Source organism: Bacillus pumilus (assembly GCF_009937765.1).
GTDB lineage: Bacteria > Bacillota > Bacilli > Bacillales > Bacillaceae > Bacillus > Bacillus pumilus_O.
On sequence record NZ_CP047089.1, the window covers coordinates 2,321,057 to 2,336,411 of the forward strand.

Consider the following 15,355-nt stretch of genomic DNA (forward strand, 5'->3'; position numbering starts at 1 on the left):
GGACATCCATTGTTTACTGTAAAAGAAGAAATTGCAAACGCCATTACACATGGCATTGGTGTGATTTTATCCATTCCAGCCATTGTTTTTCTCGTGTTATTCGCTGTTCAATACGGCACTGTCACAGAGATCGTGAGCTTTTCAATATTTGGTGCATCCATGCTACTGCTCTATTTAAGCTCGACCTTGCTTCATAGCATTCGGCATAAAAAAACAAAAGATGTATTTGAAATTCTCGACCACTCGGCTATTTATGTATTGATCGCTGGTACATATACGCCTTTTTTACTCGGACCATTAAAAGGTGCACTCGGCTATACGCTTCTTGCGATTGTATGGGCTCTTGCTGCTGGCGGAATTGTCTTTAAAATCTTTTTCGTCAAACGGTTTATCATTGTATCTACCCTCGTTTATTTATTAATGGGCTGGATGATTATCATTGCCATCAAACCACTTTACATTGGGTTAACAGGTCCAGGGTTTGGCCTCTTACTGTTAGGCGGTCTATTGTATTCGGTAGGAACGATCTTTTATATTTGGCGGAAAATCCCCTATCATCATGCGATTTGGCACAGCTTTGTTCTGGGCGGTAGTGCATCAATGTTCTTCTGCATTCTGTTCTACTGTGTGAACATTCCTGCTGCATGAAAAAAACCAGCATCCACTTCTCGGATGCTGGTTTTTCTATGCCCGCTTTTGGGCGTAATCGCTCATCATGACAGGTGCTTTAATATGAATATCAACATTCACAGGATGCAGTCTTTTTACGACTTTACCAGTTAATAGACGATCTGTTCCACTTGTTTCAATCGGTACAACCGGACAATCACAATCTTCAGCAAGTGCCTCTGCCATGTGGCGCTGTGCTTCTGAAAGCAATACACTCTGACCAGATAAGATTCTTTCCTTCGCTTCTTCTAATAAGGCATCGTCAGATTGATTCTGGCGAATAACCGCCATCTTTTTCAGCCATTGTTTTAAAATGGGATATCGAAAAAGATTCGGCTTTGCCATAAAAGCAAGTGGTTTTTCAAGATGGCCAATTAATAATGTCATCGTAACTGGATTCAGTGCTTGCGTGATATAAATAACGGGCCCATCCGGCAGCTTCTTTTGCTGGTGAATGGTCATGACTGATCCTGACTGATCAATACAGCCCCGGGCAAACCTTTTCGCATGCTCATGTATGAGATGCATTCGTTTCGTATAGGAAATGCGCGGATCAGTTAATTCATGGGCATGCAAATGCCTCATACTTTTAAAAAAGGATACAACAACATAAATCGTTAAAAACCAATAACGAAACAACCGTACTCCTCCTACTCATTTATCCTTTTTTGTCATAAACGACAAATTCATAATTGTAGGGGTTCTTTTCGTCACGATGGCCTTTTTCGCGTGATACAACCGTCCATTTGTTTTCATCGTAATGAGGAAAGTAGCGGTCTCCTTCAAACGCATGGTGGATATGCGTGATATATAGACGATCCGCATATGGCATCATTTCTTCATACAGCTTAGACCCGCCAATGATAAATAATTCTGTCTCACCTTTTCCAATTTCCAAAATATCGGCAATGGAATGGACAACCTCGCATCCTTCTGCTTCAAAAGAAGAACTTGTTGTGAGCACGATATTACGGCGGTTAGGCAGCGCTCGTCCAATGGATTCATACGTTTTTCTGCCCATGACAATCGTATGGCCACCTGTGACCTTCTTAAAATATGCTAAATCAGCTGGTAAATGCCAAGGCATTTGATTATCTTGACCAATGACTCTGTCTTTTCCTGTCGCCACAATCATCGAAATCATACACTGACTTCTCCTTTAATGTGCGGATGCGGATCATAGTTCTCAAGTACAAAATCACCGAACGTGAAATCAAAAATGCTCTTCACATCTCTTGTGATGCGAAGCTGCGGAAGCGTGCGTTCCTCGCGCTCTAGTTGCATGTTCACCTGAGGAAGATGATTCTGATAAATATGAGCATCCCCTAGCGTATGAACAAACTCTCCTGGCTCAAGATTTGTGACTTTGGCAATCATCATCGTAAGAAGAGCATATGAAGCAATATTAAATGGAACACCTAAAAAGATATCTGCCGATCTTTGATAAAGCTGGCAAGAAAGCTTTCCGTTTGATACGTAAAATTGAAACAGACAATGACATGGTGGCAGCGCCATTTGATCAATTTCACCCGGGTTCCAAGCGCTGACGATTAGTCTTCTTGAATTGGGATTATGCTCGATATCGTGGATCAGCTTTGTGATCTGATCCACAGTCTCACCGTCTCCACTAGCCCAAGATCGCCACTGCGCTCCGTACACACGGCCTAGTTCGCCATTTTCATCTGCCCATTCATTCCATATACGGACACCATTTTCCTGAAGGTATTTGACATTTGTATCACCTTTTAAAAACCAAAGCAACTCATGAATAATTGATTTCAGGTGCAATTTCTTTGTTGTTAAAAGTGGAAATCCTTCCTGCAAATCAAATCTCATCTGGTAACCGAACGTGCTGATTGTGCCTGTTCCCGTTCTGTCACCTTTTTCATCCCCGTGCTGTAATACATGACGGCATAACTCTTTGTATTGTTTCATTTTTTTCATCCTTTATTTATGTTCTTGTTGTAGTTTACCTTATTTCTGCTTTTGTTTAAACCAAAAAAACACGCCTGCATGAGGAGCAGACATGTTTTTCTTTTTATACTTGATTCACCCGATCCTGCTCTTCGTCCTTAATATCTTGGTGTGAGTGAGCAATACGACTTGCTGCTGCTGCGGCAAGCGCAGCGACAAGGTCATCAAGGAAGGTATGCACTTCACCAGGGCGACCTTCATCTAATTCTCTGATAATACCAAATTTCTCTTTATCTAAATAACCGAAGTTGGTCAAACCGATTGATCCATATACATTGACAATGGAAAGCGGAATAATCTCATCAATTCCATAAAGCGGCTCATCTGTTTCAACTAAGTGCTGCAAAGGTTCTGGCAATAGCTTTTTTTCAGCCAGCTGATCAAGGGCAAGTCCTGTTAAAACCGCATGGACAATTTCCCTTTTATTCAACACTTTCTCAACATTTTCAATACAGACACTAAGTGGAAGGTTTGGATGATATTTTTCTTGAAGCTTTAGCACAATGTGTGCAATATCTTCAATTTTCACTCCACGTTCGTTTAACATTTGTTTTGTAATCTGCACCATTTCGTTCATTGTATACTTTTTCAATTGGCATGACATCTCCTTCTAGTGGCTCATCCAGCTCGGCGGGGTGTTTTTGTCCCAGTAAATATTACCGAGTTCATGATGCGTCTGGAATCCATCTTCTGCTGTATGGTAGTGAAAGTTAAACCAATATCCGCTGTGTGGCGGCTGATCTCTTCTCACATGGAAACGGAGCAAATCTTCTCCAGTCTTCCGGTTGTAGATGTGAAAGATTTTTTCACCATTTCCGCTTGAAGGCTGATCAGTTAACACAACATCTTGAAATTTTTCGTCATCTTTGAAATTTGTTAAAACATCGGTTAATACTTGTTCAATTTTCGGTTGAATCTCTTCTCTGTACTCGTCTTCAATGACAGGTGTGATTTTACGTCCGAATTTGAGAAAGGATTGATTTTCTGCACTTGATAGAACCTCTTCCTTATATTGCTCAAAGGGGTCTACCTGCTCTTCGCTTGCCTCTTGCGATCGTTCCCAGCTGCGCAATTCATCTGATGAATCATAAACCGCTGTATAAGGCGTTTTATCAGGTGAAGAAAGTTCAGATGGCTTGTCTGTCATCAAAGCCGACGGAGGAGAAACCAAACCAAAAGTTGCAATTGTAAAGAGCGCAACAAGCGTTTTTCTCATCCACATCTTCATGATATCTAATTCCTTCCATAAGTTATCATACTGCTATTCTAGCATATAATGAATTTTCAGTCATTCAATTTGGTCACTGATTTGAGACTTTCTTTTTCATAATAAAACGTTTACAATTACAGTACAGGCAACTAAAATTTGGGAGGAATGGGTATGCTTGAAGGCTTTTTCGTCACAGCTTCCTTGCTAACACTGTTTTATTTTGTCTATATGGAGATTACGGATTAAAGCCCTTAGTAAGGGCTTTTTTCTTTCTCGATATACCCATAATGAAATTGGGCTGTTTTTCGTTTGATGACCTGAAATTGGTAAGAGTCCGCTTTAAATCGTGTGCTTTTCCAATGATCTTTTAACACCACTCTTTTTCTTGCCACCCTCAACGCTTCAAGCACAGCTGCTTCATGATCAAAGTCATGCTCTGCTGCATGACGTAGCGGCGCTATACTTGTAGATTCTTGAATCGTTTCCTCAAACATTGGGTCAAAATAGACGACATCAAATGAACCGTCAGGATACTTCTTTAGCTGCTCGATACTGTCTCCGCTGATAACAGAAATCCGTTTCATCGCTTCATCTGCTTCCTCTATCCCCGTCTCCCACGTATTCAGTCCTTCTCGCACAAGTAATGCCGTAATGGAATTCTTTTCAATCCCGACGATCTTTCCCTTCCTGCCTACCGCAAAGCTTGCAGTCATCGCATCAGATCCTAAGCCAAGTGTGCAATCTAAAAAGGAATCGCCTGGCTTTAGCTGTGCTGCTTCAATTAAAGGATCCTTTTCTTCGCGCAAGAGCCGCTTCACCCTGAACATCGCTGAGCTTGGATGAAAGAAGAACTTTTCACCATTTGGCTGATACCATTCAAACCTTTCTTTCCCGACAACAAGGACATCTCCTCGTTTCAGCGCAAGCTGCTTGACAGATTGTTTGCGTCTTTCTACATACTCACCATGTAAATCTTCTGCAAGTGCCTTCGCTGTTTCAATCGTTTGTTCATTCGCTCTAAAGCTTGTAGTAATGAGCATATCGTTCCTCCATCATGATCAAGAAAAAATGCCCTGATCTGATCGCAGGGCATTTCAACACGTGTATTAGCAATGTTTTTCGAATGCAGTTAAGACATTTTTCATGATATCTTCCATTTCATGACCTTCAATTTCGTCACGCGGGATAAAATGAACGAGCTCATTTCCTTTTAAAAGGGCCATAGAAGGAGATGATGGCTCTTCACCAGTGAAATATTCTCTCATTTTTGCCGTAGCTTCTCGGTCCTGCCCAGCGAATACTGTGACAATTTTGTCTGGCGCTTTTTCTGCCTTCATCACAGCTTGAGTCGCTGCAGGGCGTGCTAATCCTGCCGCACAGCCGCATACAGAATTTACAACAACAAATGTTGTTCCTTCAGCTTCTTGCATCGTTTGTTCTACTTCTTCTTCCGTCGTCAGTTCTTGGAATCCTGCACTTGTCAGCTCTTGGCGCATTGGCACAACGAGCTGGCGCATATATTCTTCATATGCCATTGACATAAAAAAGCCCCCTCTAAAATCCTTTTGTTGTGAATAAAGGATACTATAGAGAGAGCCAATTTTCAAATGTTCTATTTCAGATTAAATTTTCATGATTCCGCCTGTATTGGCTGATGTCACAAGTTTTGAATATCTAGCAAGATAGCCAGTTTTCACTTTTGGTTCAAAGCCTTTCCAGTTTGCTTTTCTTTTTTCCCATTCTTCCTCTGGAACATCGACACTTAAAATGCGCTGCTCAATATCGACGACGACATGGTCACCATTTTCAACAAAAGCGAGCGGACCGCCTTCAGCTGCTTCAGGAGAGACGTGTCCGATAGACAAGCCGCGAGAAGCGCCGGAAAAACGTCCGTCTGTAATTAAAGCAACCTTTGGTCCAAGTCCCATCCCGACAATTTGTGAAGTAGGAGCAAGCATTTCTGGCATACCAGGTCCGCCTTTAGGTCCTTCATAGCGAATGATGACAACATGTCCTGCTTCTACTTTTCTATTAATAATGCCTTCAAGAGCTTCTTCTTGGGATTCAAATACGATCGCAGGCCCTTCGTGGCGTGTGATCCCATCTTGTACACCGCCCGTTTTAATGATAGCTCCATCTGGCGCAAGGTTTCCAAATAAAACGGCTAAGCCGCCCTTTTCAGTAAATGGCTTATCGATTGGATAAATGACATTATAGTCTTTGACTTCATGACCGGCAATGTTCTCACCAAGCGTTTTCGCTGTGACGGTCATTGTATCTAAATGAAGTGCGCCTTCTTTTTTGGACAATTCATTTAGCGCAGCTGTGACGCCGCCTGCTTCATGTAAATCCTCAATATAAACATCCGAAGCTGGCGCAAGTTTTGATAAATGAGGCACACGCTCTGCTACTTCATTGATGCGTTCAAGTGAATATTCAACACCTGCTTCATTTGCGATCGCCAGTGTGTGAAGAACAGTATTCGTTGACCCACCAAGTGCCATATCTAATGCAAATGCGTTATCAATGGCTTTTTCAGTCACAATATCACGCGGTTTAATATCCTTTTTAATGAGCTCCATCAGTTGTTTTGCTGACTTTTTCGCAAATTCTCTTCGCTCTGGTGATGTCGCCAAAATCGTTCCATTTCCAGGAAGAGCAATGCCAAGTGCCTCTGCTAAACAGTTCATTGAGTTTGCTGTAAACATACCTGAACAAGATCCGCAGGTCGGACAGCCGAACTGTTCTAATTCATTTAATTCCTCTTCGTTAATTTTACCTGACTGATAAGCACCGACGCCTTCAAATACAGAAGAAAGTGAAATTTTTCTGCCATCACTTGTTCTACCCGCTTCCATCGGACCACCGCTGACAAAGACCGTCGGAATATTGACACGCATCGCTGCCATCATCATCCCTGGTGTAATTTTATCGCAGTTAGGAATACAAACCATTCCATCAAACCAGTGAGCAGATACAACGGTTTCGACAGAGTCAGCAATGATTTCACGGCTTGGTAGTGAATATCTCATCCCGATATGACCCATTGCAATTCCATCATCGACCCCAATCGTATTAAATTCAAATGGGACCCCGCCAGCCTCACGAATAGCTTCTTTCACAATCTTTCCGAATTCCTGAAGATGGACATGTCCTGGGACAATATCAATATAGGAATTACATACAGCAATAAATGGTTTGCCGAAGTCCTCATCCTTTACCCCCGCTGCTCTTAGTAAGCTTCGGTGAGGTGCTCTGTCAATTCCTTGTTTAATCATGTTACTACGAAGTTCTGCCATCTGTTTAAAAAGCCTCCTATACTACAAGTCTTGTTGACTGTATGATTTTGAGTTGATTTTATTTTACAAATTTTCTGTTTATTCAGCCACCGATGAATGAACGATGACCAACATGTTTGCTGAAGCTAGCGCTCAGCAAGGTTCGTGTCATAAAATCTGACCTCCAATATTCTATATTGGTACTACTATATAGAGTTTTTTCGTATATTTCAACAATATTCAAAATAATTTTTCTAAAAAAATTTTTCTGTCTACGACTTTAAGAAAAACAAGCTACCAATGATAGGCAGCTTGTTCATAAGTCTCATCATTCTGATGCATTTTTTCCACTTTCTGTCATTTGCTTCCATACTGAGCCTTTCGCTTCTTCTCCGTGCTCAATACGCTCAATTGCCATTTTCACTTGAAGGCTGACTTCAAATTCAGGGTCTTGCTCAGCTTCTTTTAATGCGTCAAGTGCTGTTTCGTCACCTTCTTCATAAAGAAACATCGCTGCACGCCAGCGAACAAGTTTACTTGGATCCTTTAATGATTCAATCATTGCTTCTATAGCGCTCGGATCACCAAGGTCTGAAATGCAGTCTCCAGCGGTTCTGCGGACTGTCACTGTTTTGTCTTTAAGCCCTTTATATAGAATAGGCAAAATAGCAGGATCTTCAATCATTCCAGCATTCACAACAGCTTGTCTGCGAATGGAAGTTTTAGGGTCTTCCATTGCTTTCATTAAAACAGGGATATCCTTTTGTTCTGGCTGCATTTGCTCTAAATGGGCAAAACGCTTTTTCCAGTCTTCCTCGCGCAGCATATCTTCTGTTACATCATATGCCTTTCGGTTCACCTGTCGATCTACAGCTTCTTGTCCTTCTTTGACCGCTTCTGTTAAGCGGGCTAAACGCTCGTCGTCATAGGCTGCCTGCAGCTCTTCTGTGACTTCTTGGCCAATATCTGCAAAGTCACCAAAACGAACGCCATGTTCTTTCCACACACGTTCAAATACGACATTGTCTGAACTGCTTCTGAGCTTTAAAATAGCTGCTTGGAAGCGTTCAGGCATGCCGAATCGCTCTTCTCTTTCACCGTCGGTTAATTTAACTTGCATCGGAATTCCATTAAACATTTGGACAAACACTTTGACTTCGCCAAATGTGTCACCACCAGACTGCGATCCTTCCTGAAGGCCTTCTGTTTGTTGACCAAAGGCTTCTCTGACCTGCTGCAAAATGCCCTGCCAGTCAAACTTCGCATTACGCTCAACCGCTAAGAAATCTGCGACATGATAAACACCTTTTACACCTTCAATGTTTAAAATACGTTTAATCATCTCTGGCGCTTCTTCTTTTTGATCCTTTTTGTAGTTGTTGCTTTTACCGCCGGCAAGCGCTTCTGTCAAAATGACCTTCATCGTATTTGGACTTGGCGTCGGTTCTATCGCTGTTATTTTCATCTATACATCCTCCTTACACACATAAAGACCCTACTCATCTGTAAGGCCGCATTCTTCTTTCCATGTCTTGATAAACAGGCTCATCAAATCATGCCGCTCCTCAGCAAGCTGCTTTCCAGAACGAGTATTCATTAAGTCTTTTAATTTGAGCAGTTTTTCTTCCATATGCTTTAGTACGGAGCCCTGCTGCGTGTCCTTTGTATAGTGAGCTTCCCCTTTTGCGCCTGCATAAGTAAACACCCTCGCAATACCGGTTGCTCCTATCGCATCAAGCCGATCTGCGTCTTGAACAATGGCCCCTTCTAACGATATTGGTCTATTCTGCTTATGTCGATGACGAAAAGACATCGTTGTAATGATGTCCATGATATAACGAATATCCCGCGTATGAACTTCCCAAGAAAGGAGCTGAAGCTCAAGCTGCTTTGGTGAAAGTTTCCATTCACTCGACAGCTTTTCATCAATAATATCATGAACAATCGCTGCCATTTCAATCACAAACTGGGAGCCGCCTTCCTGATTAGCCATGTGGCAGGCAAGCTGCCGCACGCGATCAATATGAGCCGCATCGTGTCCAGTCGGTTCATATTTCAGCCGATCCGAAACAAAGGAGGCAGCTGCCTCCAATTGTTTTTTCTGCATGACGGTCAACACCTTATTTGTCCAAAAGAGCGATGATGGAGCTTTCTAATTCTTTTGGTGATGTTTTCGGAGAGAAACGCTCAGTGACTTCTCCGTTTTGATCCACGATAAATTTTGTGAAATTCCATTTCACTGTTTTCGTCCCAAGTACACCTTTAGCATGACTTGTTAAATGTTTGAAAAGCGGGTGCGCATTGTCACCATTAACATCTACTTTCGCAAACATAGGGAAGGTCACCCCATAATTCAAAGAACAGAATTCTTGAATGGCTTCTTCTCCTTCTGGCTCTTGGTTCATAAATTGGTTGCATGGAAATCCTAAAATTTCAAGGCCCTTTTCATGATATTGATCATATAGTTCTTGCAGTTGTTTAAATTGAGGAGTTAGTCCACATTTGCTTGCTGTGTTAACAATAATGAGGACTTTTCCTTTGTAATCTGCCATTGATTTTTCTTGACCGTTAATGGTCTTGACCTGAATATCATATATTGACATCTCATAGCCTCCTAGGATTCACTTTTTCCTATCGTAACATGCTTCTTTTATAAAATCGCTTTTTATGCTTCCGGTTAAAAGAGTCCTGTCACACTGCCGTCTTCTAATAAATCCATCTCGAGCGCCGCAGGTTTTTTAGGTAATCCAGGCATTGTCAGAATGCTTCCAGTTAAAGCAACAATAAATCCTGCTCCTACAGATGGCTTTAACTCACGAATCGTAATGGTGAAGCCTTTAGGTCTCCCAATAAGAGCTGGATCATCAGAAAGTGAATATTGCGTTTTTGCCATACAAACCGGTAAATGTCCCCAGCTGTTTTCTTCGATGGCTGCCAGCTGCTTTCTTGCTTTTGAAGTGAGTGTGACCCCGTCTGCCCCGTAAACCACTTTGGCAACTTTAGATAATTTTTCTTCGATGGAATCATCCTCTTCATACAAATAGGAAAAGCTGTTCTTCTTCTTTTCAATAAGTGTCGTGAGTTCTTCGGCAAGTGCTGTCCCGCCTTCGCCTCCTTCTTCCCATACATTCACAGCTTTGACTGGATGGTCATGTGCAAGGCACCAATCTTCTATCGCTTGAATCTCTTCTTTTGTATCCGTGATAAACCTGTTAACTGCGACGATATATGGAAGACCGAAGGCTTGCACTGTTTCAATATGCTTTTCTAAATTATGTATACCTTTTAATACAGCTTGTGTATTCTCTTCTTTGAGTTCTGTTTTCTTCATTCCGCCATGCATCTTTAATGCTCTGACAGTCGCCACAATAACCACTGCACCAGGCTTGAAATCACCAGCTCTTGTTTTAATGTTCAGGAACTTTTCTGCTCCAAGATCTGCTCCAAATCCAGCTTCTGTTACGACATAATCGGCTAATTTCGCCGCCATTTTGGTTGCAATTAAACTATTACATCCATGCGCAATATTGGCAAAAGGACCGCCATGAACAAGGGCCGGAGTTCCTTCTATCGTTTGTACAAGATTCGGTTTGAGTGCGTCTTTTAAAAGTAACGTCAGAACACCTTCATATCCAAGTGCACCAACTGTGACTGGCTCCCCGTCTCGATTATAGGCAACAACAATAGAAGAAAGACGTTTTTTTAAGTCAGTTAAGTCTTCTGCTAAACAAAGGATGGCCATCATTTCGGAGGCAACTGTGATGTCAAACCCGTCTTCTCTAGGATACCCATTTACCTGCCCACCAAGTCCGACTACGACCTGTCTTAATGCACGATCGTTTAAATCAAGCACTCGCTTCCATACAATGCGGCGCGCGTCGATGTCAAGTTCATTTCCGTGATGGATATGGTTATCAATGAACGCAGATAACGCATTATGTGCTGAAGTAATGGCATGAAAATCTCCTGTAAAATGAAGATTGATTTCTTCCATTGGCAGCACCTGTGAATATCCTCCACCTGCTGCACCGCCTTTTATGCCCATTGTAGGACCTAATGAAGGCTCTCGCATTGCAATGATTGCTTTTTTCCCAATTTTTTCGAAGGCTTGACCGAGTCCGACTGTGACTGTGGACTTCCCTTCACCTGCTGGTGTTGGGTTGATGGATGTGACAAGAATCACATGTCCTTCTTTTTGTTCTTTTAAACGGTCAAAAATAGTCAAAGATATTTTCGCTTTTGTGAAACCATAGCATTCTAATTCTTCGTCATGTAATTGCAGCTTAGCTGCGATGTCTTGAATAGGTCTCAGTTTTGCCTGTTGGGCGATGTCAATATCTGACAAATGCTTTGTGATCATAAATAAACGGCCTCCTTTTTTCGAGAAACAGCTTTGTTTTTGCTCTGTTTTTCATTGTAACATAATTGAAACATTGAAATATCGCCAGAAAGTTCCTATAATGAAGTGAAATTAGCTTTGGTTCAGGGGGTGGCGAGTTGCCTATAAACATACCAGTTCATCTGCCGGCAAAACAAATACTAGAGAGCGAAAACATTTTCGTCATGGATGAGACAAGGGCATTCAAGCAAGATATCCGTCCTTTGAATATCGTGATCTTAAATTTAATGCCAAAAAAAATACAAACTGAAACGCAGCTACTCAGAATGCTCGGAAATTCTCCTTTACAAGTGTACTTTACTTTTTTAATTCCAAGTACGCATACACCGAAGAATACGTCGAGAGAGCATCTAGATGAATTTTATACGACCTTTGAATCGATTCGCCATAAAAAATTTGATGGAATGATCATCACAGGCGCACCAATTGAGCATTTAGCTTTTGAAGAAGTATCCTATTGGAAAGAGCTGCAGGAGATTTTGGACTGGAGTAAAACGAATGTGACGTCTACTCTTCACATTTGCTGGGGTGCACAGGCAGGCCTGTATCACCATTATGGTATTGAGAAAATCAAACTTGCCGAGAAGAAATTTGGTGTATTTGAGCATCTTGTGAAAGAGAAAAAAGAAAGATTAGTCAGAGGTTTCGATGAATTATACTATGTCCCACATTCGAGGCATACAGATATTAATACAGAACAATTAAAAAACACGCCGAATTTGAAAGTATTGAGTGTCTCTGAAGAAGCGGGAGTTTGTTTAATTGTTTCAGATGATGATAAACAAGTATTTTTAACTGGACATCCTGAATATGATACAGACACATTGAAGCAGGAATATGAAAGAGATTTGTTGAAGGATGATACAGTCAAAAAACCTGTTCACTATTTTATAGAAGATGGTGACGCATTAGTCCCAGTGAATCGATGGAAAGCCCATGCCACTTTACTGTTTATGAATTGGCTCAATTATTATGTTTATCAAGAAACACCATACGTTTGGGAATAAAATAGACTGTAGTCTGATGATAAATGGTCAAAATGTGTTAAAATACAAATGGCTCTGTCTTCCATTATCAATTTAGTCTTCTTGTTTTTTAAAATTAGTTTAATTCTTTCGTAACGAACGATATGCTCTGACTGTTTATATGTTATCTTTATGTATATGTAGACCTATGAGATTAATAGTTTTCGTACGAAGTTTTGTTGTTGTTGATTACATTTGAGGTGAATATTCTTGAATACCAATAAAAAAATATTAATCTTGACCGCAAATTATGGAAATGGACATATGCAGGTGGCTAAAACACTGTATGATGAGTGCAAATCCCAAGGGTTTGAGCATGTTGTAGTTTCTAATTTGTATCAAGAATCAAATCCCATTGTGTCGGAAGTGACTCAATATTTATACTTGAAGAGCTTTTCCATTGGGAAACAATTTTATCGCTTGTTTTATTACGGTGTAGATAAAATTTACAATAAACGCAAATTTAACATTTATTTAAAGATGGGAAATAAGCGTCTTGATGAACTTATTCAATTACACAATCCAGATATCATTATTATTACATTCCCAATGATTGTTGTTCCTGAATACCGAAACAAAACAGGAAAAATCATCCCGACATTTAATGTGATGACAGATTTTTGTCTTCATAAGATTTGGGTACATGAAAACATCGACCGGTACTATGTTGCAACCGATTATGTGAAACAAAAATTAGTGGAAATCGGCACACATCCAAGCGATGTCAAAGTGACAGGCATTCCTATTAGACCACAATTTGAAGCAGACGTGCCAAAATCGAAGATTTATAAAAAATATGGATTATCATCAAACAAAAAAGTTCTTCTGATTATGGCCGGTGCTCATGGTGTACTGAAAAATGTCAAGGAATTATGTGAAGCATTGCTTCTAGACAGTGAAGTACAAATTGTTGTTGTATGTGGAAAGAACGCAGCGCTGAAACAATCACTAAGCGATCTTGAACAAACACATCCAGATCAATTGAAGGCGCTTGGATATGTGGAACAAATTGATGAATTGTTCAGAGTAACAGATTGTATGATCACAAAACCAGGTGGCATTACTTTAACAGAAGCAACAGCACTCGGTGTCCCAGTCATTCTTTACAAGCCTGTCCCTGGACAAGAAAAGGAAAATGCTCATTTCTTTGAGGATTATGGTGCAGCCATCGTCATCAACAGACATGAAGACATTTTAGAATCTGTGACCAACTTGCTTCAAGATGAAGAAAAGTTAGAAAGCATGAAACAAAACATGAAAAGTCTTCACTTAAAGCATTCTTCTCAAACCATTTTGGAAGATATCGTTGAGCAATCAGATCTCATCACGAATAACAAAACATATGCTCGCGCATTATCATAAAAAGGTGTCCGTCAATGACGGACACCTTTTTCTTTATCCTTGATTTCCATTTGCTGTGTACACTTCTTCAAACGGTTGCACGACAACAAATCCACTTCCGCTAAATTTCATTTGAATAGACTCGCCGCTTCCTCTACCAATAAAGGTTTTGAATGAAACATCTGTCACAAATTCCGTTTTTAAATCCCCTGACCATGCAACTGTCGCATTAGGATCTGTATAGACAGAGTCCCCCGGCTGAACAATCAATGTGAGCGGCTCATAATGACTCGTAATCGCAACAAGACCTGGTCCTTCTAATTTGACGTTAAATAATCCACCTGCAAGCATCCCCGACACTTTTTTCATCAATTTAATATCCCAGCGAACTGAAGGTTCAAATGCGAGCAAATCATTCCCATTCACAAAAATAGATTCCCCTTGAGCCAAACGCAGAATTGAGATTTTTTTGCCTTGATCTGCTACATATAATTTCCCATCACCTGTTGCCTTCATGAGTGAAGTGCCTTCTCCTGATAGCATTTTTTTGAACATCTTTGAGACACCATGTTCAAACACGCCCTCACGTTCAAATTTGATTTTGCCTCGGTACGAAACCATGGCCCCTGTTTTGGCCCAAATGGTATCCGTCAAATTAATTTCTAAAAGTCTTGGTGTTTCAAGTTCAAAAACCCCTTCTCCCTTATCTTCCTGCTGCGTATTCTGAACAAATTCTTCGAGTGTATAACGATTCATGATAGCACCTCTTTCTGTATTTTTTTTATATACGGACAAACTGTGCATAAAGTTTCAGAAAATGGGGACGGTTTAGCTATTATTGTTATTTATCCAAAAAATCAAACATTCTGCTCAAAATTTGGCTCTCCTGCTTGACGCTTTACTTTTAATGGTGTATAGTGGAACCATCATTTAGCAACTGCAAAGTCGTTAGGTGATGAAAATTTTTTTTAGTATGCCAAAAGGTATGCTACAGTACTAGGAGGAAAAAGCAATATGCAAAACGGTAAAGTAAAATGGTTCAATAATGAAAAAGGTTTCGGCTTCATTGAAGTTGAAGGCGGAGACGATGTATTCGTTCACTTCACAGCTATCGAAGGTGACGGCTACAAGTCTTTAGAAGAAGGACAAGAAGTTTCTTTTGAAATCGTTGAAGGTAATCGTGGACCTCAAGCTGCAAACGTAACAAAAATCTAATCAACTAAATCAATGATGCAAAATAAAGAGAGGCTTATGCCTCTCTTATTTGATTTTCAGCTGAATTTCAATTGCTAAAATATTTTGCTTTAGTCGTTGTTCAATTTCAGAAATATCTTTTTCGAGAAAAGGTCTTCCCTTCTTTGCTACATCTACAAGTTGCTCTAGATCGCTGTACACCTCTTGAAATGTTCGATGTAATACCGTTTCGAACTCCTTATTATTCATACCGGCCTTCCCCTTT

18 protein-coding genes are annotated in these 15,355 nt (G+C 40.6%); 4 read left to right on the forward strand and 14 right to left on the reverse strand.

The genetic code is table 11. From position 1 onward, the window contains the following. The first annotated feature begins 9 nt into the window (after nucleotides 1-9). Nucleotides 10-648, forward strand: a complete 639-nt coding sequence (gene trhA / locus GPS65_RS11435; RefSeq protein WP_012010303.1) for a PAQR family membrane homeostasis protein TrhA — start codon at nucleotides 10-12, stop codon at nucleotides 646-648. Nucleotides 649-684: 36 nt separating this feature from the next. Here the strand turns inward: trhA and GPS65_RS11440 are convergent, their stop codons facing one another. From GPS65_RS11440 to GPS65_RS11495, 12 genes are all read right to left on the reverse strand, one after another. Then, nucleotides 685-1,308 (reverse strand): lysophospholipid acyltransferase family protein, encoded by a 624-nt coding sequence (locus GPS65_RS11440; protein WP_119125023.1) that lies wholly within the window; start codon nucleotides 1,306-1,308, stop codon nucleotides 685-687. A 19-nt stretch (nucleotides 1,309-1,327) separates the two neighbouring features. Continuing rightward, nucleotides 1,328-1,813: a dihydrofolate reductase gene (locus GPS65_RS11445; RefSeq protein ID WP_119125024.1), complete on the reverse strand. Its 486-nt coding sequence runs from the start codon at nucleotides 1,811-1,813 to the stop codon at nucleotides 1,328-1,330. Then, the gene (locus tag GPS65_RS11450) at nucleotides 1,810-2,604 is read right to left on the reverse strand and encodes a thymidylate synthase (protein WP_119125025.1); all 795 of its coding nucleotides are present in this window, start codon (nucleotides 2,602-2,604) and stop codon (nucleotides 1,810-1,812) included. The genes GPS65_RS11445 and GPS65_RS11450 overlap by 4 nt, the downstream gene beginning before the upstream one ends. A 103-nt stretch (nucleotides 2,605-2,707) precedes the next feature. Next, the gene (locus GPS65_RS11455) at nucleotides 2,708-3,235 is read right to left on the reverse strand and encodes a phosphatidylglycerophosphatase A family protein (RefSeq protein WP_034660983.1); all 528 of its coding nucleotides are present in this window, start codon (nucleotides 3,233-3,235) and stop codon (nucleotides 2,708-2,710) included. An 18-nt stretch (nucleotides 3,236-3,253) separates the two neighbouring features. After that, nucleotides 3,254-3,871: a YpjP family protein gene (locus GPS65_RS11460; protein ID WP_012010308.1), complete on the reverse strand. Its 618-nt coding sequence runs from the start codon at nucleotides 3,869-3,871 to the stop codon at nucleotides 3,254-3,256. A 233-nt stretch (nucleotides 3,872-4,104) separates the two neighbouring features. Beyond that, on the reverse strand, nucleotides 4,105-4,893 hold the full coding sequence (locus tag GPS65_RS11465) for a class I SAM-dependent methyltransferase (RefSeq protein WP_144500116.1): 789 nt from the start codon (nucleotides 4,891-4,893) through the stop codon (nucleotides 4,105-4,107). Nucleotides 4,894-4,959: 66 nt separating this feature from the next. Then, nucleotides 4,960-5,394, reverse strand: coding sequence for a BrxA/BrxB family bacilliredoxin (locus tag GPS65_RS11470; protein WP_003215999.1), 435 nt, complete (start codon nucleotides 5,392-5,394; stop codon nucleotides 4,960-4,962). An 81-nt stretch (nucleotides 5,395-5,475) separates the two neighbouring features. Next, nucleotides 5,476-7,152, reverse strand: coding sequence for a dihydroxy-acid dehydratase (ilvD, locus tag GPS65_RS11475; protein ID WP_012010311.1), 1,677 nt, complete (start codon nucleotides 7,150-7,152; stop codon nucleotides 5,476-5,478). Nucleotides 7,153-7,459: 307 nt separating this feature from the next. After that, on the reverse strand, nucleotides 7,460-8,596 hold the full coding sequence (locus GPS65_RS11480; protein WP_161985423.1) for a conserved virulence factor C family protein: 1,137 nt from the start codon (nucleotides 8,594-8,596) through the stop codon (nucleotides 7,460-7,462). A gap of 30 nt (nucleotides 8,597-8,626) precedes the next feature. Then, nucleotides 8,627-9,238 carry an HD domain-containing protein gene (locus GPS65_RS11485; protein ID WP_144457550.1) on the reverse strand — a complete coding sequence of 204 codons (612 nt, stop codon included), beginning with the start codon at nucleotides 9,236-9,238 and terminating at the stop codon, nucleotides 8,627-8,629. 13 nt (nucleotides 9,239-9,251) lie between these two features. Next, entirely contained in the window at nucleotides 9,252-9,734 is a 483-nt protein-coding gene (locus tag GPS65_RS11490; protein WP_003216059.1) for a glutathione peroxidase, read from the reverse strand. 74 nt (nucleotides 9,735-9,808) lie between these two features. Further along, a complete protein-coding gene (locus GPS65_RS11495; RefSeq protein WP_012010314.1) occupies nucleotides 9,809-11,491 on the reverse strand; it encodes a formate--tetrahydrofolate ligase in 1,683 nt (560 codons plus the stop codon). A 137-nt stretch (nucleotides 11,492-11,628) separates the two neighbouring features. On the opposite strand from GPS65_RS11495, the gene metA reads away from it, so the two are divergent. Together metA and GPS65_RS11505 are read left to right on the forward strand one after the other, a co-directional pair. Then, nucleotides 11,629-12,537 (forward strand): homoserine O-acetyltransferase MetA, encoded by a 909-nt coding sequence (metA, locus tag GPS65_RS11500; RefSeq protein WP_012010315.1) that lies wholly within the window; start codon nucleotides 11,629-11,631, stop codon nucleotides 12,535-12,537. A gap of 228 nt (nucleotides 12,538-12,765) precedes the next feature. Beyond that, nucleotides 12,766-13,917, forward strand: coding sequence for a diglucosyl diacylglycerol synthase (locus GPS65_RS11505; RefSeq protein WP_012010316.1), 1,152 nt, complete (start codon nucleotides 12,766-12,768; stop codon nucleotides 13,915-13,917). Nucleotides 13,918-13,950: 33 nt separating this feature from the next. Here the strand turns inward: GPS65_RS11505 and GPS65_RS11510 are convergent, their stop codons facing one another. Then, entirely contained in the window at nucleotides 13,951-14,652 is a 702-nt protein-coding gene (locus GPS65_RS11510) for an AIM24 family protein (RefSeq protein WP_012010317.1), read from the reverse strand. 258 nt (nucleotides 14,653-14,910) lie between these two features. Between GPS65_RS11510 and cspD the strand changes: the two genes are divergently transcribed. Beyond that, on the forward strand, nucleotides 14,911-15,111 hold the full coding sequence (gene cspD, locus GPS65_RS11515) for a cold-shock protein CspD (RefSeq protein WP_003215784.1): 201 nt from the start codon (nucleotides 14,911-14,913) through the stop codon (nucleotides 15,109-15,111). A 45-nt stretch (nucleotides 15,112-15,156) separates the two neighbouring features. On the opposite strand, the gene GPS65_RS11520 is transcribed toward cspD, so the two are convergent. Continuing rightward, the gene (locus GPS65_RS11520) at nucleotides 15,157-15,339 is read right to left on the reverse strand and encodes a hypothetical protein (protein ID WP_003215507.1); all 183 of its coding nucleotides are present in this window, start codon (nucleotides 15,337-15,339) and stop codon (nucleotides 15,157-15,159) included. Nucleotides 15,340-15,355: the final 16 nt, after the last annotated feature.